This is a genomic window from Legionella pneumophila subsp. pascullei, assembly GCF_900637585.1.
Lineage (GTDB): Bacteria > Pseudomonadota > Gammaproteobacteria > Legionellales > Legionellaceae > Legionella > Legionella pascullei.
This window is the reverse complement of the sequence record NZ_LR134380.1, coordinates 225,915-248,279: the sequence shown is the minus strand read 5'-3', so window position 1 is coordinate 248,279 and position 22,365 is coordinate 225,915. Positions and strand designations below refer to the sequence as shown.

Genomic DNA, 22,365 nt, shown 5'->3' with positions numbered 1-22,365 from the left:
TTTAGCATATAAGCCTATACATACCTTGGTAAATCAGGAATTCGCTTCAAATAAAAATAATACGTTTTCTACCCTTTTAAGCCGTGTCAGCAACCTGCGATTCATTATTGCCTTTATTGCAATTGAAATAAGTACTGTTCAATCTAGGTAAAAGCTGCTCTGAAAAAAAGGGCTCTTCGGTATTCCAAAATAAAATGAAAGCGCCTAAATAATCTTTTGAAAAAGAATAAAAGTCATCAAAGCGATAGAAAGTGCCTGTCTTAGGGTTGGTATAAGTATAATCTGGTTCTTGAATCGCTATGGCTGTTTCTATCTTGCCTTTGAATTTGTGGAAAAAAGGATAACTGTTTTTCATTTGCGATTTTTTATAAGGCACCACATCCGGGCCACCTAAACCGATATGGTGCTTTCTGGCAAATGCAAACAGTCTACTCATGTAGTGATGGTCATCGTTCCACTCATCCGGGAAAAAATTAACATATTGAATGACTCTGCTTTTTTGAAAAGCCTTTTTTAAATAACCAATATTATCAAGGACTGAATAGAAATACTTGTCTGAGCTAAAATCTTCGGGGAGATTATCAGGATCAAGATCTATTGAAGTTTCTGGAAGATTAATGCCATAAATTTTTCCATCAAATTTTGATGCCAGTTTTTTTAATAATAACTGAAAGCGTTTTCTTACAGCAGGGTCCCAGGTCCGAGCCACCCATCCTGTAGTTATTGGTTTTCCTTCTCCCGGGAAGTCATACTGCTGTACCACACCACCGTGATATGCTTTTTCCAGGCGAATGTAGTCAGGTACATGAAATACATCTGGGCTAAATGAACGATCTTGGATTTGAATAAACAGTTTTTTATCGATTCTACTTAGGAAAGTCCAATCTTCCTCGATTTTCGAAAAATCGTAAACTCCTTTTTGCGGCTCCAATTGCCTCCAGGAATAAATGATTTGTACTCCCTGGATGCAAGGATTTTGCAGAGTTTGCTGAAAGGAGCTTGCCTTGTCTCCCCCCAAAAATAGAAATAATTGTGGTAACCGGGCTTGTGCGAAACTAAAGCAATTAAAAAATAAAAAAAGAAATGAAAGTAATATTCTTACAATGTTCATTGGGCTTGTTGTTCATCTTATAAAGCTAAGAATAATATCATATTTCCTCTATACCCTCCTAACTTAGCCGGGAAATACTCTATGATTTGCACTTGAAAAATAACGCATCAGATAATCACTGCCGTTCCATAACATAAAACCTCTGTGCCAGCCTGCCCAATCTCACCCGTATCGTAACGCATGGCTATAATGGCATTGGCATTAAGCGCCTGAGCATGTTCTATCATCAGTTGAAATGCTTCTTCTCTGGCATGTTCACACATTTGCGAGTAAGCACCAATTTTTCCACCGACAATCGACTTCAAACCTCCCATTAACCCCTGGCTGATAGTGGGGGAACGTACCACTATCCCTCGCACTATACCCAAATATTGTTTAATCACTTTCCCTTCAAACGAGTTTCCTGTTGTAATCATCATGGTCATGATCTGCTCGCTAAATATCCCTTTCATCTTTTCATATTAGTTTAAAATCCTGAAAATTGAAGTTCATTGAAAAAAATTATTACAACTGCACCACTAAGCAAAGACCTCCTTGTTTATAAATAAAATTCATTTGCTGGATTACAAACAACTATTGTTGAGAATAATTAATCCATTTTATTTTTTCCTGAGAAATATTCCGCCGTATCAGATCAATTTCTGCTATCTCTTGACCCACTGCATAAGTCTTTATCAACCCTTAGAAATTAACCGTCATTCCGGTCAGGAATGGTCTATGCTGAAATTCCCTGCACACATAAGTCTCTTTTAATTTAAATTTTAATCAATTAGAGCATAATAAAATCATACTATTGACTGGAGATTTTATTATGAGTCTTGAAATCTATACCTGGAAAAGTGGCTCCAAAGGGTTGGGATTTACCAAACCAGTTAAGTCCATGTTATTTGGTGGCAATGTTGGCCATGCTGCCGTTGAATTAACTTTTCCTGCTGATGCAAAAGGAGATGAACTAGCAAAAAAATATCAAGATGTATCTGGTCTTTCAATTAGCAAACGAACAGAAATCGTTCCGGAAAAACAGAAAGACGGCAGTTATAAACCAAAAGAACAAGTTGTTTACTTTGTGTATTTTAGCTGGTGGCCAGGCCATACCAATGGTCATCACATTAACAGTCACAGAGAAGATTTGGAATCAGAATGGCGGCATGAACCAGCTCCCAAAATTAAACCGGAAATACAGCAGCATTTATATGGTGAGAATACCCCTGCTGCTAATAAAACCAATGTCACGGGAATATTAATCAGTGAAAAAACGATTACGAAAGTTAGAGAGCTTTCCCACCAAGAAATTAAAGCAGCTGTTCAAATTGAAAATGACCCAGCTTATCAGGAATTAAAAACTGAAGAAGCAGCATTGCAAGTCGAATTACAGCAGTTAATTGATAAACGCAAAATTTATGAACAGGAATTGGCCAGGGCTGGCCTTGAACAGAGACAACCTAATAAAGATCTCTGTTTAACTGATGCAGAAATCGCTCGTGGTTATGAGATTAACAAAGAACTAAAAAGGGTGGCGGAGCAAATCAAGTTATGTCAAACGGATTTTGAAGAGCGGTATCTCAGTGTTGGAGAGCCTCCTTCATCAGTGATTAGAATGCCTACAACACTTGACCACAATGCTCCAACTTTTGCTCTTGATACAGAAGGAATTCTTGACAAAATGGCCAGTTTGGCGCAAAGCACAACCGCCTATAGTTTCTATAAATTTAATTGCTCCACTTCAGCGACGCAAGTGGTCAAAGCAGGCATAAGTGACGAGCTAAAAAATATCATGAGGACTGATGGATTTAATGTAGAAAAGGCATCTCAAACCACCATTGCCACCCCCACATCATTCAGTCATTTCAGCCAACAAGTTCAAACGGAATTGCTACTTCTTAATACGAATCAAGCTCTTGTGAAACAAGAAAGGGCAAAAACAGCGAATACTTTTGAGGCACCAACCACAACCACTCAGAGCTTCAAACAAAAATTTCAAGATGCCATAAAAGGAAAATCAGAAGAAGTAGTTAGAGAGCCTGATGATTCGGAAGAAAACAGGATGGGTTTAGCCACACGCTAATATTTTCATCCTTCCAATATCATGAATCGGTTGAGTTCCAGCATAACAATAATGAACAGGATAGACTCAACCGATAACTGCAATACATAAGAAATTTATTAAATTAAAAACGAATAAGAAACTCATGTCCTTACTACCTTATTCTCCAAATCTCAATTCAATCAGAAAAATCATTACTCAGACAGCCTCATCTCAATATTTTGCCCATTAAATGGGCATTTCAATTTCATCAACTATACTTAAAAATATACCTCAAATGGAGAGTTGTATGCCTAAAACCAAATATGCCCTTCCTCCAGTCGTGCTATACGAGAGTCATGCGGATAGGGCAACGAGCGATTTTCTTATCAAACAACTTCCTGATTTGAAGAAAGCCGGATATACAGCCATTTGTGTTGATGGAATGGAACCAGGTGCATCACTGGAGGAAAATATTTCTATGATGAAAATACTCATCCAGATACAAGTCAAGAAATTATCTGAGCTACCTCTTGAACATCCTGAATATGAGCAAGGGGTTGAAAAACTGAGAAGCGTTGTTGCTAAATTGGAACTTTTTGAGGCAATGAAGGAACAAGGATTCAAACTTGGTGGAATTGATTTACCAGTTTCAGAACAGCTTAAAGAGCCGAGCCTCAATTCCATAAGAAGAGAACAAACGCTTACCAAGAATACTATAGAGCATGTGAAAGCAAACGATGGAGGAGTAGTCGTAGTCTTGGGATTTGGCCATTGTATATTCCAACAAATGATTAAAGAACAGGATGAAAATGCCAGCCAATACCTTTGGTACCATGTCCATAACCCGGATAATGAAACGCAGAGCTACAAGGAACTGGTCAAAGCCTATACAAGTAAAGGAATTTCCAATTATTTTCCTCTCGGGGTTAATATTTTTAAAAACTCAGATAAAGAATTGGATACCGATTTTTGGAATAGGATAAGCACCAATTGCTATAATTATGATCCAAAAGCTCTTGAAACCTCGACTGCTTCCATTTTGAAATCTTTAGTGGGTCCCGAAGTGACAGCGCACCTGCGCACAGATGGGCAACATCGTGTGGACGCACTAATTTCTCTTGAAACAGTTGAAAAAACACACCAAATTAAATCTTCAGATTTCTTGAGAAGTTTAAGCAAAACCTTAGGTGACATTCACTTTGAAGTAGCCAAAATCAAGACAAAGGATCAAGTAATTATCCGTGGCATTAATGAACCAGAGGTAGCAGAACAGATCACTAAGCTATCAAAAAAAATGTAAGCCTAATATTTTGAAATTAAAATATATTTTCAGATTATCTTAATTAAATAAACTGCTTAAAGTGTTGTTGCTGCTTAAAAGTCTCATGGGGTATACTTTGTTTTTTCTGTATAGAAAAGGGAGTCATTTCTATGTTCAAACAAACAATACCTCTGTTTGCTGCATTCGCTCTGGCCATCTCGCCTTCTGTTTTTCCAAATTATGCCCATGCCCAGGAAGACAAGCCGAAAACCAATCAATATTGGTGGCCTAAAATGCTCGATCTTAGCCCACTTCGCCAACCCAATGCCACTTCGAATCCTATGGGCGAAAAATTCAACTATGCTGAAGAATTCAATAGCTTAGACTTGAATGCCGTGATAGAGGATCTCAAAAAATTAATGACTACCTCACAAGACTGGTGGCCTGCTGATTATGGTAACTATGGTCCATTATTCATACGCATGTCATGGCATGCGGCAGGAACTTACCGCATCTATGATGGCCGTGGTGGAGCAAATGGCGGCTTCCAGCGTTTCGCTCCGCAAAACAGCTGGCCTGACAATGCCAATCTGGACAAGGCCAGACGTTTACTGTGGCCAATCAAGCAGAAATATGGGCGCAAGATTTCTTGGGCTGATTTGTTGGTACTTGCTGGAAATGTTGCGATGGAATCTATGGGCTTCAAGACCATTGGATTTGCTGGAGGGCGTGAAGACGCATGGGAGGCCATCAATATCAATTGGGGTCCTGAAGGAAAATGGCTGGAAAGTAACCGCCAGGGTAAAGACGGTAAACTTGAAAAACCGCTTGCTGCGACCGTGATGGGCTTAATCTATGTGAATCCGGAAGGACCAAACGGCGTTCCAGATCCTCTTGCTGCGGCTGAAAAAATTCGAGAGACTTTTGGGCGTATGGCCATGAATGACGAAGAAACGGTTGCCCTAATTGCGGGCGGGCATGCATTCGGGAAAACACATGGAGCTGCACCCACCAAATATCTGGGGCCAGCACCAGAAGCGGCGAGCATAGAACAACAAGGCTTTGGTTGGAAAAACAGTTACGGCAGCGGCAAAGGGAAAGATACAATTACCAGTGGTTTAGAAGGTGCCTGGACCATAACCCCTACCCAATGGAGCCATAACTACTTGCAAAACCTGTTCAATTTCAATTGGGTTAAAACCAAAAGCCCGGGGGGAGCAACCCAGTGGGTACCTGAGAATTCGAATGCCTCATCAATGGTCCCCGACGCCTTTGACCCCAGTAAAAGGCATGCACCGGTCATGCTGACCACAGACCTGGCACTAAAATTTGATCCCGTTTACAGTAAAATTGCCAAGCGTTTTCTTGATAACCCTAAAGAGTTTGATGAAGCATTTGCTCGTGCCTGGTTTAAGCTGATTCACCGAGACATGGGGCCACGCTCGCGTTACCTTGGCTCTTTAGTGCCTAAAGAAATCATGATTTGGCAAGATCCTGTTCCGCCGGTCGACTACAAATTAGTTGATGCCAATGATATTGCTAATCTCAAGGGTAAAATCCTCAATTCGGGATTGTCCACACCCGAGCTGGTAAAAACTGCTTGGGCTTCCGCATCCACTTTTCGTAGTACTGACATGCGTGGCGGGGCAAATGGTGCGCGAATTCGCCTGGCTCCCCAGAAAGACTGGCCGGCTAATGATCCTCAGGAGTTAGCAAAAGTATTAAAAACATTGGAGAGCATTCAGAATAACTTCAATAATGCTCAAGCCGATGGGAAAAAAATATCTCTTGCGGATTTGATAGTTTTAGGTGGTAATGCCGCAATTGAACAAGCGGCCAAGCAAGCTGGCTACGACATCATTGTTCCTTTCACACCAGGACGCACGGATGCTACGCAAGCGATGACTGATGTGAAGTCTTTTGAGGTTCTTGAACCTACGGCAGACGGATTTAGAAATTATTTTGATAAAAGCAACAACATGTCACCACCAGAAATGTTGGTGGAAAAAGCCAGTCTGTTGAAATTAAGTGTCCCAGAAATGACGGTTTTAGTTGGTGGTATGCGTGTACTTAACGCGAACACCGGACAAAATCAATATGGTGTATTCACTGACAAACCTGGAACTTTAAATAATGACTTTTTTATCAATCTGCTAAACATGTCAACAGAATGGAGGAAATCAAGTGAGACAGAGGGGGTTTATGAAGGTTATGATCGCAAAACTGGAAAACTGAAATGGAAAGCGACTTCGGTTGATCTCATCTTCGGCGCAAATTCTGAGTTAAGAGCAGTCGCAGAAGCCTATGCCACCGATGATGCAAAAGAGAAATTTATACAAGATTTTGTTAATGCCTGGGTTAAGGTAATGACAGCCGATCGCTTCGACATCAAAGCGGCAAAAACCAACATTAACAGTTAATCCTCATTCCTTCAGATTTAGGGTGACAAACTGTGGCTAAATCATCGTTTGTTACCTTAAGTCCCGAATCATAAGATAAGCCCTGACTTATGAATGGCTTAACAAAGCCTTGCCTATGCCCTCTCTTGAACTATACGTTATATGGCTTTGTTACACTCCAAATATTCGTCAATTTGTACTTGAAAAAATCTGGCTTAACCCAATATCTTGCATGTGGCTTTCATATTCACCAATGGGAGACAACCACTTTAAAATAGATCTATTGCATAACCTGATTTTTTTGTTTTAGGGCAAGGCGCTAACGTTTTGATGAGCGAAGTTTACATGCAGTAAATGAGCACCGCAGAAACGTTGGCAACACAGCAATACAATCAAAGAGGCAGGTTATGCAAGAGATCTAATGAGTGGATTGAAGTAAGAATATCCATATTAATGGAGATAGAATTTTTTATAAACAAATCTTGTGAGGGGATTTTTCATGAAAAATAAACTACTTCCTAATTTAATCATCATCGCTCTTGCCGCTACGATATCTGCGAACTCCATGACCGTTCAGGCGAAACAAAATGATAAAATACAAAATACTAACGAACAATTAATCCAGGATCCATTTGATACCGATCCTTTTTTTCAATCACATGATGATGTTCTGCAGCAAATGCACAAAATGCAACAAGCTATGGATCAATTTATCAAAAGCCAATTTTCACAAATGCAAAATAGCCTTGCAAACGGACCTAATGACAATCTCTTTGGCAGTGCAAAAAACATTCAAATTACAGAGAATAAAGACGAACTTATTTATAAGATAAAACTACCGCAAGGTGCTGATAGCAAAGTGGATGTTTCTGTTAAAAATGGACAGTTAGTTATTAGCGCAAATGTAACACAGAAAATCACTCGTGAAGAAGCTAACAATAAAAGTGTCAGCTATTCTCAAAGCAATTACATGCAATCATTCCAATTGCCCCATGGTTATGATCCAAAGTCCATGGTCACAAAAATGAAAGACTCCAATTTAATTGTTACCTTTAAAAAACATACTTAACCGCATGATCAACTTAATTAAATAAACGGCTAAAAAAATTATGGGACAGGATTGATTACCTGGTTTAATACCAGCTGTGAACCTTGATTTCCTGACGCATTCGTTAGAGCAAGGAAATCAAGAGTCAGTACTTGAATTTTTTATTGCAATGACTCCTTGTCTTTGCACATAAAATTCAAGCCCCGACTCCATTGGTTCAAGTAATAAAAATAGCTGATTATTTTAACTGCGGCTTACCTAAGTAAGACTCCACCGTATTTATCGCCTCTTCTTCTGCAAGCACTTCATTATCTGTACTTAAGCTTATGATTTTATTAATTAATTCACCTGGAAGCTTGTTGAAGAAACAAGTGTTATTTGGATTTCTAAGGGCTTGGCCCAAAATCCTTGCAGCATAACGAACATCCGCATGGGCAGCATTAGACGATTGTGAAATACACGCTGGTGCATTAATACCAAAGTTATATCCCGGGGTATGCAACTTTTTATCATTAAAATAGACCGCATCCTGCCCCTCATAAATTGACCATGTTGCTGAAGGGGCGTGTCTCAGTAAGGTTAAAAAATGTTGACGTACTTCCTTATTAGGAAAGACTACCGCTAACTCCCCATTTTTTGCTGTATAGGTACTGAGATACAGCGTAGTGGGATTTTCAGGATAAGTTTGCGGACATGCTTTATTGGCATTGAATTTATCAGAAGATGCAAAATGAGATACGCCCCCCATTTTTTGAATAAATCTGTCTCTCCATTCTTGGGTAGGAAACTTTAGCGCAAGTTCCCCATTTTTTGCTTTATAAATAATAATTTTTTCTTGGCTTATGCATGCATGAAAATTTTGTAAATTTGTTAATAATTCCGGGTTATCCTTGGCATAGTGAGTACACATTTTTTGGAAATGATCTTTAAAAAAATCATTCACTAACAATTCCTTAAGAGCTATTTGTGGATCAGAATTCAATGCTTTTATACTGCTCATACCTGAAGTAGCTACAACTGGTACAAATTGACTGTTGTTTGCTATAGCTTTTAAAGCAGCTAGAGCATTGGGTATAATTTGCGCATCACAACGTAAAAGATTTTGATAACTTGTTGTAATAATATTTTGCAGCTCATTTAAGTGTTTTTCATATTTCTTAAGTAAAGCAAGCGCTTCTTTTTGGGATATCATATTTTCTCCTCAGGTTTTCGCATGGCTCGAAATTCTAACAGTAAATTATTAAATAAATATTAAATTAATTTTGCTCCAACCATTGCTTTTCTTCTTATAAGCTATCTACTTCTCAATAGTTATCGGTAGTTTTTTAAAGTAAAGAATGTTGCTATTTTCTGTCGCTCATATGAGGTTATAGGATCTGCTCTGCAAACCAGATAAGATATACTGTCTGTCACATCGGATTAGTGCAATTAATTAACAATTTTCTAATCTGATGATTATTGGGAAGGAGTTATGAATCAATTTAAAAAGGAGTTTGTTATGAAACCAGGTTATTTATTAGGCGCTTTGCTTTTATCTCCCATTCTTGCTTTTGCCAATTCTGATAACAACACAGATGGCCTTATTTTTTCGCCATTGCCGCAGAATAAAAATACCGTAGTCAGGCACTATAGCAATGAACAGGAAATGCCTAATCTTAGTCAAATGGCTCAAAGAACTATTGATTTTCCAACTCAAATTGTTCGAGTCAGCGGTAATCTTACAGGATTGGAACTGAGCTGTGATGATGTAGAAAATGAAATAGATCAAGTTTTTTCAAAAAAAATCTCCCCTAATCTGTTTACTTACAACACTTACGTCAGCTGTGGCTATGATGTAAATGATCCGGAACAGCACGCGATAAACTTCTCTATTCAAAGTTATTTCGATCCATTGACAGATAACGCTGTTGATTATTTAAAATCCTATCTGAAAGAATATAATGGATACAATTTATTCAATACGACAACATTACAAATTGAAAATGCCAAAGGCATCATTGTATCGATGAATCTTAATGCCGGTTTAAAAAGTAACCCCGATAAAACACCATTCACGCTTTATCGTCAGGATAGGAACAATTTTTATTTTAAAAGCAATTTTGACGTGAGAAAGGAATTAATTAGCGATATTTATCAACGATTTTATTCTAACGATCCTGATATGATTCTACCCTTTTTCGACAAATGGATTTTCTCCTATGCCGGATCAGTTTATTACTCCATCCTTATGGCATCCAATTACCTTGAATTGCAACCTGAAAGAATTTTCGTAATGGAAAATGAAGGGGATATCTTCGTATCCGATTTACGGTATTACTTTGCCAATCTTTGTATGAAGAGAAATCCTAATAAACATTGTTTGTAACTAATGAAATCAGCAAAAACCGTTTAGCGCGTATGCTTTCTAATGTGCGCTGCAGAGACGTTTGCAGCGCAGCAATGAAGAGACAGCTTATGCATGAGGACTAATATTATTCATCTGCATAATTCAATGGCTCCCCTTTAGTTATAAAGTCTGTTTAAAAACAACGGATGTAACGCGCGCTGTGGGAACATCATCAATAACTTCCTTGCGAATGAGGGATTTCGCACGCTCATTATCGAAAACGTCCTTGAGATCCATAATTTTGCCTGCAGGAATATTTTCCCTGTGCAACATTTCGAGAAGCTCACTGCTCTGGAGTTTCTCTGTTTGTTCAGCAATTAGTACAGCGAGTTGCTCCCGATTCCTCACCCTGTTTTGATTGTGCCTGAATTCGTCTTTTCCTGGTAAATCTTTTAGCCCAAGGATATTGCATAGTTTTACAAAATGCCTATCTGAGCCTATTGCCAGTATGATAAGCGCCCCATCAGATGTTTGGAACAATTCGCCATAGGGGGCAATATTGGGATGCAGTGATCCGATGCGCTGCGGCACCTGCCCAGTCATCAAGTAATTCGATGCCTGATTGATAAGACTGCTAACAGCAGCATCATAAAGGGAAACAGAGACAACCCTGCCTTTCCCGCTTTTTTCCCGCTGATAGAGAGCCAGAAGGATGGCTTCTTTCAGATGATGGGCTGCAAGGACATCGATTAAGGCGACGGGCATTTTTACCGGGCCGCTCTCCTGTGTCCCATTGATTGACATAAAACCGCTTTCACCCTGAAGCACAAGATCATAGGCAACGCGATCGCTTTCGTCACCGTAGCCATTGATTTTTCCAATGATAAGGCGCGAATTAATACTGTGTAGATGATCATCTTGTATACGCAGCTTTACATCATCTCCCTTCTTAAAATTCATGATTAAAATATCAGATTCTGCGATGAGATTAAGGAAACAGAGATAATCCTCTTGCTTCATGAGATCTAAAAACAAATATTCCTTTCCAAAATTAACACTAGCAAAATAAGCTGAAATCTCAGAATCAGGATCTTCTCCAGGGAGTTTCCATGTTCTTGTCACATCCTTATGTACGGGATGTTCGATTTTAACAACTGATGCACCTAACTCAGCAAAAAAAGTACCTACAGAGGGGCCTGCAAGAACCGAACTCAGATCAATGACCTTTAAGCCCTTTAAAATATACCTGTTTTCCATATCTCAATAAACATTCGTTGTTTTTACAAGCTTTCACATTGGGAAATTGCGCAAAACTGACCCAAGGGCCTCAAATCAATATCCTACCTTTAGCAAAGCCCCGACTGGAAAAACCATTCTTAAGTTACATTGCTTGACAGTTGTTTCACCAAATCATAAAGGAATGCATGAGCTTCATAAAAGGATTCGACACTAATCCGTTCATCACGACCATGGGCTCGGAAATCATCGCGATCTAAAAATAGCCCCATCACCCCATAGGTAGGAATTCCAACTGATCGCAGATAGCGCCCATCCGTTGCACCAGTAACCATAATTGGAATGGTAGGAACTTCAGGCCAATACCTTTGAGTGAGCTGAGTAATTGTTTTTAATATTTCAGGGCTAAGTGGAGAGCTCGGACCTCTGGACAATTTGCCAATGCGCTTTAGTGTAACCTCTGGGTCGTTGATAACTGTCTTTAAAGATTGCTCAACCATTTCAGGTGAATCCTCTGGAAGCACACGACAGTTTATGGTGACCGCTGCCAATTGGGGTAAAGCATTCATCGCATGCCCACCTTCAAGTAAGGTAGGGGTGCAGGTTGTTCGTAAAATGGCGTTCCATTGAGGTGAACTATCAGCTAAACGTTGCATAGCTTGCTTTGAGCCCTTGCTTGCTTCAATCATTTCTGTTTTCAGCGGTCCTGTCTCAATAGCAGCCATCTGTTTAAAATAAGCAGCAGTGACCTCATTGGTTTTTAAAGGAAAACTAAATTTCGACAGTCTTTCTAATGCCCCGGCAAGACGATAAATGGCATTATCATTGGTAGGCAGTGAACTATGACCGCCTTTATTACGAACCTCTAGATTGTAATTGACAATGTATTTTTCGCTCACCTGGATATTTTGTGATATTTTTTTCCCATTAGCCAAATCACCCCACCCACCTTCATTAAGTGCGAAATCTGCTTCGATTAAATTCTTGTGATTCTTAATCAGCCAACTAATTCCGTTGTATGGACTACTGCCTTCTTCATCAGCGGTCAAGGCAACAATAATATCGCGTTTGGGTTTAAATCCTTCCTGTTTAAATTGGATTAAGTTGGCTATCCAAATAGCCGCTTGCGCCTTATCATCCAAAGTGCCTCTGCCATAAAAATAGCCCTCTTTTTCAGTCAGTTGGAAGGGATTCATGCTCCAATCGGAAGCCTTGGCTTCAACAACGTCCGTATGCGCAAGTAATAACAAGGGTTTCTTGTCCCCGGTACCGCGATAACGCACAACCAGATTGGCTTTTTGCGGACTGGCTCCACCAACGAAAATGTCCTCATTGGAAAAACCAGCGTTTTTCAAGTACTTTACTGCCACCTCAACTAGCGGCGTTGTTGAGCCTGTAGTAAACCCTGATTGTATTTCGATAAATTGTTTATAAATAGAGCGAGCACGTTGTTGTTCATCCGCAGGGCGAGTAGTCTTCGCTTCTGTCAACCCAACAATCAGAGCCAGAGCAAGGGAAAATGAAATTTGAGTTATTTTTTTCGAAATCATAAAATGAAATCCATTCAAAGCATGACGCGTTTAAAGAGAAATCCACTATAAAGTAATCTGAGTAAAAATCAATGGTACCCGGGTTGAACTTGCCCTCAATGTTCTCTGAAAATTGTGCTTAAAGATCGATAATATTTTGTGTACACTTTCCACAATAAATTTCCAGGGATAGTCTCATGTATAAAATACACCATTATTTTTTATTTGGTGTTCTCGTTCCATTTATTAGCCTTGTTAGTCTATTCGCTATTTTCTCTTCTGACTTTTTAACCCTTACTACTTGGGCAAGTATTTTAGCGTCCGCCTCTGATATTGGCATCATTGTCCTTGGAGTTACTCTTCTGCTTATAGGAGGAGAGTTTGACCTCTCTGTTGGAGCGAATTTTGCTTTATCTGGCTTGCTATTCGGTTCACTTACGTTATTAGGAATCAATAGTTTTTTAGCTTTAATAATTGCTTTGGCAATAGGAGCCTGTATAGGATTAATAAATGCCGCATGCACCGTCTTTTTTAAAATCCCCTCATTTATTGTAACTTTGGGAAGCATGTTAATTTTACGTAGTCTTATCCTTTTATACACCCAAGGTTTGCCTGTATCTGTTGAGGACGCAAATGGTGTTATGCAAGTATTGGCAGGTGAATTATCACAAAATTTATTGTCTTCTTTTATTTGGTGGTTTGCTATTGGTTTTTATCTAATCTATCTTCTTAATTGGACAAAACTGGGAAATCATATAATTGCCACTGGTAACAATTGTGATTCCGCTTATCTATCTGGCATAAATACAATTCGAGTTAAATTCTTTTGTTTTGTGTGCTGTGGGATAATAGCCGCATTTTCCGGAGTAACTCAATTTAGCCACCTTAATAGTATATCCCCCATTGCGGGTGAACAATATGAATTATATGCCATAGCAGCTACCGTAATCGGTGGTACCTCACTAAAAGGGGGTCAAGGATCCATAATAAGTACACTATTGGCTACTTTATTATTAAGCACCGTAGATACCGGCATAGTACAAATTGGTGTTTCAACTTATTGGTATCGATCTTTTATTGGACTTATTTTAATCTTTGCGATGACTATTAATGTTTATCTGAGGAAATCTGACTCATGATAAATAGCCATCAAACTCAATCTTTACTCAGGTTAGAAAATATTGAAAAAAGTTACGGCTCCCATCGTATTCTCAATAAAGTATCCTTTTGTTTATATCCCGGGGAAATTACTGCTTTAATCGGTGATAATGGAGCAGGTAAGTCAACCCTGGTACAAATAATTTCAGGTTATATTCAAGCAGATAAAGGAAATATTTATTGGCAGGAGCAACCCTTATGTTATAGCAATCAATATAATGCTCCATTTGAAATGAGACGCATGGGTATACAAGTTGTCCATCAACAATTAGCTCTTATTGATGAATTATCTATATGGCGTAATTTCTTTTTAGGTAATGAAATAAATAAAAAAATAGGTCCTTTCAAATGCTTAAACATAGGGCTTATGCAACATATAGCAAGTCAGTCCCTGCAAAGCTTTGGGCTTATACGCCCTCCCAATATTGATCTGCCAGTCAAAAAATTATCTGGTGGTGAACGCCAAATACTAGTCATTTGTCGCGCAAAATATTTTAATGCAAAGCTACTTATTCTTGACGAACCAACCAGTGCTCTCTCACCTGCGCAAGCAGATAAAGTGGTTCAGATCATAAAAAATATAGCTCAAGCAGGAGTTGCAATTGTTTTTATAACTCATAATCTAGCTCATGTACAAAATACCGCACACAAAGTGATCAAGCTCAGTTGCGGAACAATAGAAATAATGGAATTAACTAACACGCTCATTAAGGGTTAAACTATGAAAAAATTGGCATCAACTCTTTTGTGTTTCTCGCTACTGATAAGCGCCTCTGTCTTCGCGAGAGATAAATATTATTTGATCACCCATGGTTCACAAGATCCTTATTGGACATCTTTATTCCAGGGAGCAAAAAAAGCTGCTGAAGAACTGAAAGTCGATTTACAAATTTTAGCTCCTCCAGGGGCCAATGATGTACCCAAACAAGTTCAATTCATAGAGAGTGCGCTGGCTACCCATCCTTCCGGAATTGCTACTACCATTCCTTCAGACACCGCTTTTAGCAAAAGCCTCCAAAGAGCAAATAAGCTTAATATTCCTGTTATTGCCGTTGATACCAAACCAAAAGACAAAACAAAAAATCCTTACCTGGTCTTTTTAGGTTCTGATAACCTACTCGCAGGCAAGAAACTTGGTGAAAAAGCTCTGGAATTAACTCCAAGCCCTAAAAGAGCACTAGTTCTTAACCCACAACCCGGCCATATAGGGCTCGAAAAGCGTGCCTATGGAATTAAGACCATTCTTCAGGATAAAGGAATCTTTTTTGAGGAACTTGATGTAGGTACTGATCCGAATCAAGTACAATCCAGAGTCAAATCTTACTTTAAGATACATCCAGAAACGAATATTATTTTTTGCCTAACCTCACAAGCGCTAGATCCACTTGGACAAATGTTATTACACCCCGACAGGTATGATTTTAATTATCAACCTCAAATCTATTCCTTTGATAAAACACCCAATACTGTTTCTTTAATTCATAAAAAACTGGTCAATTATGTAATGGATCAACAACCATTTCTGATGGGTTATTTAAGTATCACTCAACTGGTATTAATGAACCGATATCAATTGAATCCAGTAAATATCAATACTGCAATGTAAATATAATTACAGTATATGTGTTATATTCCAGCCAATGACTTGTTGCTTTTTGATAGTGCCAGGGGTAATTTTGAACGCTTCCAGGAAACCACTTGCAATCAAAATCACAAGGAAAATTAAGTACAAACCATTCTATATTGGAATGACATATAAGCGATTGGTTCAAGGATGCAAACTCATTTGGCATCAATATCGCCCTCAATTTATCGTTGAGAACGATATTAATTTAATAGATATGGTGAACTCTTTAAGTATATGACATGGAGGAAGAAACTACTCCTTCAACCCCCACTACTCTACCCGCAGACAATTCAGGAGATAGAACCGAGTCAAGTATATTAGGGAATAACGCAAGACGTTCATTTTTATGTAAACAATGTTCACGGTGATTCAAACGCGCAGCGACTTGGAGTGCTGCCGTAATACCACTCTCATGCGAATCATTAAATCCAGCAAGAATACCACCAGGCCATAAACCAGCCTCACCTTGAGCGGCATGTAAGGCCTGCTGCGCTTCATAGTAATTTTTATCCATCACCGGGTGTTTATAATGCACTTCTCTCAGCACATTCTTAGGCATTGCTTGCCCGGGCAAAACCCAGGTTTTCATTATGGGTATTTCATCTTTATTAAATTTCCAGGGTTTGCACATGGTATTTGCTGATTGAATCCCATCAAATCGGCTGTGCACAACTGTCCTATAAGGAGACAGGTATTCAGGGTCCTGATGAAATACTACTGTCGTGTCATAATAAGTGACATTGGCAAGTTTTTCACGCAACACTTTTATCGTGTTACTTTCAATACCAGACAGCAGTTCACTAGTTACATAAGCCGGTGTGGAGATGACTACATCATCATAAATCATTGGGCTTCCAGTGGCATCACAAATGAATGTGCCATCCCTTTTCAATAATTGATATTTTATTTTTCCATCAATTGTTATTGGTATTAATTTTTTTATAGCTGTATTAGCGTTAAATTGAGTATTGGTGCATTGCGCCACCATTTTATCAACATAGCTGCTCAAACCTTCTGGCGCATCAAACCAATTCATTCCTGCAGCAAGATAGTTCATGGCATAATGGGCACCAAATGTTTTTATTGTTTCAATTGATACTCCCCATCCTGATGCAATCAAAGGATACAAGAACTCCTCAGCAAACTTGTCTATAGGTGAAAGTGTGTGCACACATTTCTCTTTAAACTCTTTTATAAATTGCTCTAATGTTATTAAATTATCTGGATGCAGTAATTTGTTCCTGGCATCCATAATTAAGTGGTTCATTTCAAGCAAATTGTACATTTCAGTGAGTAGAGTATCCACTGAAACACGGGTTTCATTCTGTTTCCTTCTCTTGCCAAATAAACCACAGGATAAGGTATATAGAATTGATGAAGTGTCCTCGGATCTGCCACTTGATGTATGATACAAAGGGGGTAAAACAATATGATCCTTTTGTTTCAGATCGTCAAAATCCATATTTAATTCAAACTGATCTAAAGCCACCCCCAGATATTGAAACAAGCGATGCACATTGGGATACAATGTGGGTGGTCCTATGAATTCTGCCCCTCCTTCCAGAATTACATTATTAATTTTGATGCTGTGGATATGCCCGCCCAAGCGATCATTTTCCTCAAATACAGTAACATGAAATTTTTGTTGGTTTTCCAAAGCCCAGGCAGTAGTTAATCCTGTTCCACCGCCAATTATCGCAATATTCGTTACTTGTTTAGTCATTTTAAAAGTCCATTTCTAAATACCAGGCTTGTAAACTAAATGGTTAGAATAAAAAAGTAAATAAACTTTCGGTGATTAATCGAGAAAAGATAAACGCAAGCTGCTTCAACTGCATCGCTTCTTTCCAATTTTGGTCTGTTTGAACCAACCTCATCGAATTCTGCAGCGAATACTTTGACTATTCAAGAAAGAAGAAACCTGTTTGATGTAAAATAATTCTGCCATTGCTAACCAACCCCAGTGGTTAGCAATTCAAATACCTTTAAATCGTTTATCATGATATAATTTTGAGCATATTTATGTTTAATGGTAGATACTATATGAAAAAATCATCTTTTTTTGATTATTCCTTTTTTACCACTTCAGATACCAAAGAGGAGTTTCCTCTTTTTCCTGAAGAAGGCATGGATTGTTTATTTGAAAAACTAGGTTCGCGCATTACATCTAAAAAAGCTGGCAATACTTATTTTATCACGCCCGCTGATCCATCTATTACTATTCAAAAAGGTAACGATGGGGTTCATGAATATTATCACCTGTTACTTAATAAAGAAGTCATTGCTGTATCATCGTTCGTTAATCACAAAACCACAATTTATTTAGCTAACATCATTAAACAACTGGAACCAGAACGCATCGGTACGCCTGTAGATTTTGACTTTTTGGATGATACAGATGAAACAGATTCAGTGTTTTCAGATACTTTGGATAATACAGAAGGTAACTTAGATCAAACGCCCTCACCTCGTTAGTCATCATCTTCAACGAATTCAAGGAAAACCAGCATCTTTCTTATTACTAATCATAAACTGGTTTTGCCCAGTCGTCTTCATAACAAGTGGTGCTCTCTCTAACCCTATAGATATAAGAAGCATCAATCGATTTGGTATAAGGATGTTCTTTAAATAAATTATCCGATGAGTTTAGGACAATCTCTTTCATCAAACCTGTTTTTGATGAAAGATGACAACTTGATTGCAAAAGATAGCTCATAAATTCCGGATAGAGTTCAACCAACTGAGCAAGGCTTTTATTAAATGGATTATCGCAACTACCGAATTTAGCATAAAAGTCTAAATAACGTATGGTGTAAGCACGTAATGCGACTTTCTCTTCTTCCCCATCTACTTCCTTAGTGTATTTTTTTCTTAAAAGCGAAATTAATTCGCCGTAGAGCGTATTAAACTCCATTCTTGCTTCAAGATTATCCTGAGGTATGCTGAGATAAAAGGGGTTAACTAATTCTTTATTGTGAATTGTTATTTTTCTTATGCTGCAAAAAGTTACAGCTAAAGCGACATGCTCTCTTTCTCGTTCCATTCGGCCAGGCAAATTGAGCTGGTTTTTACTAAAGGTTGCATGAACATCTACAATATAATCAGAAAATAAAACAGGATCGATTGTTATAAAACATCCTTTCCCCCAATCTAATGCAATTTGAGGATCCTCTGACATACTCACCATATGAAAATCATTAGATAGGTTAGTTAATTTGTGCAATCTTATTTGTTCCATATCCACAACTTCAGGAAAATTTTGACAAAAAACTCCTGTAACCAGAGTAGGCAAAAGAAAAATTATATCTGCAAGATTATTATCACCTCGATATAATGATTCGATTGCAGAGGGAATTTTTACAACATTTGAAAACTGCACACCTGACGAAGATTTTATATTTTTATTTGGGAAAAATGCTGGATATTTACTATACATAATCTGTTTAATGAACCGAAAATTTGTTCAACAATATATCACATTGATCTCAAAATTAAAATAACCAATCGGTAGTCTTAGTAGATTCTTCTTGATCGCAAGCTCTAAAGAATAAGCCAGGACTTACGATAAACCGCAAGGTCGAGGCAAAAAATGTTTTTAATGAGGGATTTTAGATAAACTAAATGACCGAATTAAAAACTTTTTTTAACAAAGAGATTGGGGTTTTTCGTAAGTCCTGTAAGCATAAATCCATGCAACGTACCAGGTTGAATTTTTAGTATCTGCCCTCATTTTGAGAAATAGGAACAATAAATGAGGTGATAAGAAATGATAAATAACCTGAAAACTTTTATCTTGCTAGCCTCTCTAACAGCATTGCTAGTTGTTATTGGGGGATTGCTTGGAGGCTCAACAGGAATGCTGATTGCATTAGTATTTGCAGGAGTTATGAATTTTTCAGCTTACTGGTACTCCGATGTTCTTGTTTTGAAAATGTATAATGCAGAACCCCTGCCGAATAATCACTTTGTTTACAATATTGTTTCAGAACTTGCTTATAGGGCAGGAACTCCTGTACCCAAAGTTTATTTAATTAATAACCCTACTCCAAATGCGTTTGCAACAGGGAGGAATCCGGAGAATGCCAGTATCGCTGTTACAACGGGATTACTGGATAGGCTCAATAAAGAAGAAATAACAGGGGTTTTAGCTCATGAACTGGCTCATGTAATCCACCGCGACACTTTAATTAATGTTGTAAGTGCAACAATAGCAGGAGCGATTAGCGGGATTACCAATATGTTCATGTGGCTTTCCATGTTTGGCCACAATTCAAATAATGAAGAGGGTGTCCATCCTGTGGTTGGCATGATCATGATGATAGTGGCTCCCCTGGCGGCAGGATTGATTCAAATGGCTATATCACGCTCCAGGGAGTTTGAAGCGGATGCCGGTGGAGCGCGTATTTCCGGGAATCCGCAGTGGCTTGCCAGTGCCTTGTTAAAACTTGATCAGGCTAACCATGAGCAATACTTTGATAAAGCAGAAACGCACCCTGCCACTGCGCATCTGTTTATCATTAACCCATTAAACGGTGAAAAACTGGCTAACTTATTTTCAACCCATCCATCAACAGCAGAGCGGGTAGCAAGACTAAGAGCCATGTACTAATTGACAGGGTCTTGAAGTTTCTCCGAGATAATGGGCAACTGTATCATCAGACTCGATATTGTTTTTCCTGTGAGGATACTGCGCTTTTAGCTTCATTCAGCAAGCTATCCTCTTCAGAATTTAATAATTTTTTTGCATGCGTAATATCATGGTGAGATTGATCACTTCCTGTAATAATATAATCTTTTATTTCAGAAAATTTTAAGTGTCCAAACTGAATTTTTGATATTATTTCATCTGGAATAAGATAAAGACCACATGGTGGTTCGAACTCATCAGAGGTAATTTCTTCTTCCCAAGGCCTTTTCATTTTCTCAACTAACTGGGCATAAAAGTAATCCGTAGTGAGAGGGTCATTTATAGCCATTCCAAAGAAATGAACATCATTTACCTCTCCTTCATACTGACCAAAAAGATAGGGAGTGGGTAAGCTGGCTGTCTCAAATTTTAAAAATAAAATATCATTATCTGAGTACAATCCTTCATATTGCACTAACTTCATAAGCCTTAGAACGTTTGTTGCCCGAACAGATGCCTTGACTTGATCCGCAAGATTTTGCTCTTTTTTGGCTATATCCAAGGCTTTATTAAAACAAGCCATTACAAATGGATCATCCTGTTTATCATTTTTCTCTAAACATAATTCAATTACTTTTATTTTAACTCCGCAAGCTCTTAATGATTCCAATGCAGAACTGGATTTATCTTCACAAGCCCTATTTACAAATAAGGTGATCGTATCCTCCGGCCGAGTTTCTTTTTGCCACTTTAATCTCTCTACAATTTTCTTAGGTATCTCTCCCTCAGGATTGATCCATATTTTTGAGTGCCTGTTTAGATCTATACGTGGAGATTTGACAAACATAGTACTTTATCCTCGTTATACCCAGTATATCTCAATAAAGCGGCTATTTTAGGATTTATCAGACTCAAAATAAAATAATGTCCTGGAATAATAAACTGATTTTTATGAGTCTATCTTTTGAATTAAATAATAAAAATAATATTTTTTATTCCAGTGCTTGCACCGGCGAGCAAATTTTCCAAGCGCTTGCAATGCCGGATTTTTAAAGCGAATCCTCCACCAGGGAAGAAACATGAGGCCCATTGAACTGGCCACATTAGCCAGCTCTGAAGTAAAGTTGATTTTATCAGGTCCCAAAAGATATTGAGCTAATTGGTAAAATCCTTTCTCATTGACAATTAAACGCTGATAAATTGATGCCTGGACCATTTTAGTAATATTATGCTTTTCAATGATGCGTAAATTTTTCCTTGTCTTCACAAAAGCTTCTAATCGCTCCGCTTGTTGCTTCACATCAAAATGAACATCTGCATAACAAAAAAATCCGTTAGGCGCTAAAACCCTCTCTACTTCAGAAAAAAAATGCTCGATTTGAGGATAAAGATGTGAACTTTCAAGGTTAGTTACAATATCAAAACTTTCGTTTGCTACAGACATATTTTCTGCATCGGCCTGCATATAATTAATTTTATCTTCTGTGTAAAAACTATGATTGGAATTAGTTACGAGCTTGTTGACCAAATCGATGCCTAACGCGTATCTTGCTTTTAATAATTCAGTACTTATTTTCAAACCGACGCCATTACCACAGCCTACATCAAGTAACCTTTTATTAAAGAAATGGATTTTTATTAATGGCCTTATCAAATAAAAAAGTAGCGATTGTCCATAAACATGAGGGAAAAAACCCACTTTAGAAAAATCAAAATTTAATGCCGATAATTCCCCATATATTTTTTTATCACATAATCCCCAATTCAAAAAAACTCGGTCATAAAGCCTATTAGCCCAACTTTGGTAACTCTCTTGAATATTGGATTTAATGAATTTTGCATCCGATGCATTTAAACAGACATGGTGTATTGCATTACCTATTCGCTCATTCACTTCACCAAAACTTTTGGAGTTGTTATCCATTTTTTATTTTTAAATAAATAATATAAGTATAGGCAAATTTGTAATCGATGGACACCTTGTTGATTAGGCTAATGAATCAGTCATTTAAAATTC

Annotated in this window: 19 protein-coding genes; 10 read left to right on the top strand and 9 right to left on the bottom strand. The window is 38.1% G+C overall.

Translation table 11 applies throughout. From position 1 onward, the window contains the following. Positions 1 to 76: 76 nt before the first annotated feature. Entirely contained in the window at positions 77 to 1,111 is a 1,035-nt protein-coding gene (locus EL201_RS01095; RefSeq protein ID WP_027223311.1) for a hypothetical protein, read from the bottom strand. Between the two features lie 107 nt (positions 1,112 to 1,218). Then, positions 1,219 to 1,536: a YbjQ family protein gene (locus EL201_RS01090; protein WP_027223310.1), complete on the bottom strand. Its 318-nt coding sequence runs from the start codon at positions 1,534 to 1,536 to the stop codon at positions 1,219 to 1,221. 386 nt (positions 1,537 to 1,922) lie between these two features. On the opposite strand from EL201_RS01090, the gene EL201_RS01085 reads away from it, so the two are divergent. From EL201_RS01085 to EL201_RS01070, 4 genes are all read left to right on the top strand, one after another. Next, positions 1,923 to 3,176 carry a hypothetical protein gene (locus tag EL201_RS01085; protein WP_027223309.1) on the top strand — a complete coding sequence of 418 codons (1,254 nt, stop codon included), beginning with the start codon at positions 1,923 to 1,925 and terminating at the stop codon, positions 3,174 to 3,176. Positions 3,177 to 3,432: 256 nt separating this feature from the next. Continuing rightward, entirely contained in the window at positions 3,433 to 4,437 is a 1,005-nt protein-coding gene (locus EL201_RS01080) for a TraB/GumN family protein (protein ID WP_080273272.1), read from the top strand. A 131-nt stretch (positions 4,438 to 4,568) separates the two neighbouring features. Further along, positions 4,569 to 6,818 carry a catalase/peroxidase HPI gene (gene katG, locus EL201_RS01075; protein WP_027223307.1) on the top strand — a complete coding sequence of 750 codons (2,250 nt, stop codon included), beginning with the start codon at positions 4,569 to 4,571 and terminating at the stop codon, positions 6,816 to 6,818. Between the two features lie 478 nt (positions 6,819 to 7,296). Further along, positions 7,297 to 7,866 (top strand): Hsp20/alpha crystallin family protein, encoded by a 570-nt coding sequence (locus EL201_RS01070; protein ID WP_027223306.1) that lies wholly within the window; start codon positions 7,297 to 7,299, stop codon positions 7,864 to 7,866. 217 nt (positions 7,867 to 8,083) lie between these two features. On the opposite strand, the gene EL201_RS01065 is transcribed toward EL201_RS01070, so the two are convergent. Next, entirely contained in the window at positions 8,084 to 9,037 is a 954-nt protein-coding gene (locus tag EL201_RS01065; RefSeq protein ID WP_027223305.1) for a hypothetical protein, read from the bottom strand. 306 nt (positions 9,038 to 9,343) lie between these two features. Here EL201_RS01065 and EL201_RS01060 point away from each other — a divergent pair, with 306 nt between their 5' ends. Further along, positions 9,344 to 10,210: an Lpg0189 family type II secretion system effector gene (locus tag EL201_RS01060; protein WP_010945950.1), complete on the top strand. Its 867-nt coding sequence runs from the start codon at positions 9,344 to 9,346 to the stop codon at positions 10,208 to 10,210. 141 nt (positions 10,211 to 10,351) lie between these two features. Here EL201_RS01060 and EL201_RS01055 read toward each other — a convergent pair whose 3' ends face one another. Together EL201_RS01055 and EL201_RS01050 are read right to left on the bottom strand one after the other, a co-directional pair. Continuing rightward, positions 10,352 to 11,413, bottom strand: a complete 1,062-nt coding sequence (locus EL201_RS01055; RefSeq protein WP_025862451.1) for a CaiB/BaiF CoA transferase family protein — start codon at positions 11,411 to 11,413, stop codon at positions 10,352 to 10,354. Between the two features lie 134 nt (positions 11,414 to 11,547). Then, positions 11,548 to 12,957 carry a M20/M25/M40 family metallo-hydrolase gene (locus EL201_RS01050; RefSeq protein ID WP_027223304.1) on the bottom strand — a complete coding sequence of 470 codons (1,410 nt, stop codon included), beginning with the start codon at positions 12,955 to 12,957 and terminating at the stop codon, positions 11,548 to 11,550. Between the two features lie 176 nt (positions 12,958 to 13,133). Here EL201_RS01050 and EL201_RS01045 point away from each other — a divergent pair, with 176 nt between their 5' ends. From EL201_RS01045 to EL201_RS01035, 3 genes are read left to right on the top strand one after another with little or no spacing between them, the layout of a single operon-like run. Further along, positions 13,134 to 14,075, top strand: coding sequence for an ABC transporter permease (locus EL201_RS01045; RefSeq protein WP_027223303.1), 942 nt, complete (start codon positions 13,134 to 13,136; stop codon positions 14,073 to 14,075). After that, on the top strand, positions 14,072 to 14,812 hold the full coding sequence (locus EL201_RS01040) for an ATP-binding cassette domain-containing protein (protein ID WP_027223302.1): 741 nt from the start codon (positions 14,072 to 14,074) through the stop codon (positions 14,810 to 14,812). The genes EL201_RS01045 and EL201_RS01040 overlap by 4 nt, the downstream gene beginning before the upstream one ends. A 3-nt stretch (positions 14,813 to 14,815) precedes the next feature. After that, on the top strand, positions 14,816 to 15,700 hold the full coding sequence (locus tag EL201_RS01035; protein ID WP_027223301.1) for a sugar ABC transporter substrate-binding protein: 885 nt from the start codon (positions 14,816 to 14,818) through the stop codon (positions 15,698 to 15,700). A gap of 247 nt (positions 15,701 to 15,947) precedes the next feature. On the opposite strand, the gene EL201_RS01030 is transcribed toward EL201_RS01035, so the two are convergent. Next, positions 15,948 to 17,444: an FAD-dependent oxidoreductase gene (locus EL201_RS01030; RefSeq protein WP_027223299.1), complete on the bottom strand. Its 1,497-nt coding sequence runs from the start codon at positions 17,442 to 17,444 to the stop codon at positions 15,948 to 15,950. 320 nt (positions 17,445 to 17,764) lie between these two features. On the opposite strand from EL201_RS01030, the gene EL201_RS01025 reads away from it, so the two are divergent. Next, on the top strand, positions 17,765 to 18,196 hold the full coding sequence (locus EL201_RS01025) for a hypothetical protein (protein WP_231955127.1): 432 nt from the start codon (positions 17,765 to 17,767) through the stop codon (positions 18,194 to 18,196). A 46-nt stretch (positions 18,197 to 18,242) separates the two neighbouring features. Here the strand turns inward: EL201_RS01025 and lart1 are convergent, their stop codons facing one another. Further along, positions 18,243 to 19,157 (bottom strand): NAD(+)--arginine ADP-ribosyltransferase Lart1, encoded by a 915-nt coding sequence (lart1, locus tag EL201_RS01020; RefSeq protein WP_027223297.1) that lies wholly within the window; start codon positions 19,155 to 19,157, stop codon positions 18,243 to 18,245. 330 nt (positions 19,158 to 19,487) lie between these two features. Here lart1 and htpX point away from each other — a divergent pair, with 330 nt between their 5' ends. Further along, complete coding sequence (htpX, locus tag EL201_RS01015) at positions 19,488 to 20,330, top strand: zinc metalloprotease HtpX (RefSeq protein ID WP_027223296.1); 843 nt, start codon at positions 19,488 to 19,490, stop codon at positions 20,328 to 20,330. Between the two features lie 46 nt (positions 20,331 to 20,376). Here htpX and EL201_RS01010 read toward each other — a convergent pair whose 3' ends face one another. Both EL201_RS01010 and EL201_RS01005 read right to left on the bottom strand, forming a co-directional pair. After that, a complete protein-coding gene (locus EL201_RS01010) occupies positions 20,377 to 21,195 on the bottom strand; it encodes a hypothetical protein (protein ID WP_027223295.1) in 819 nt (272 codons plus the stop codon). A gap of 102 nt (positions 21,196 to 21,297) precedes the next feature. After that, a complete protein-coding gene (locus EL201_RS01005; RefSeq protein WP_027223294.1) occupies positions 21,298 to 22,272 on the bottom strand; it encodes a class I SAM-dependent methyltransferase in 975 nt (324 codons plus the stop codon). Positions 22,273 to 22,365: the final 93 nt, after the last annotated feature.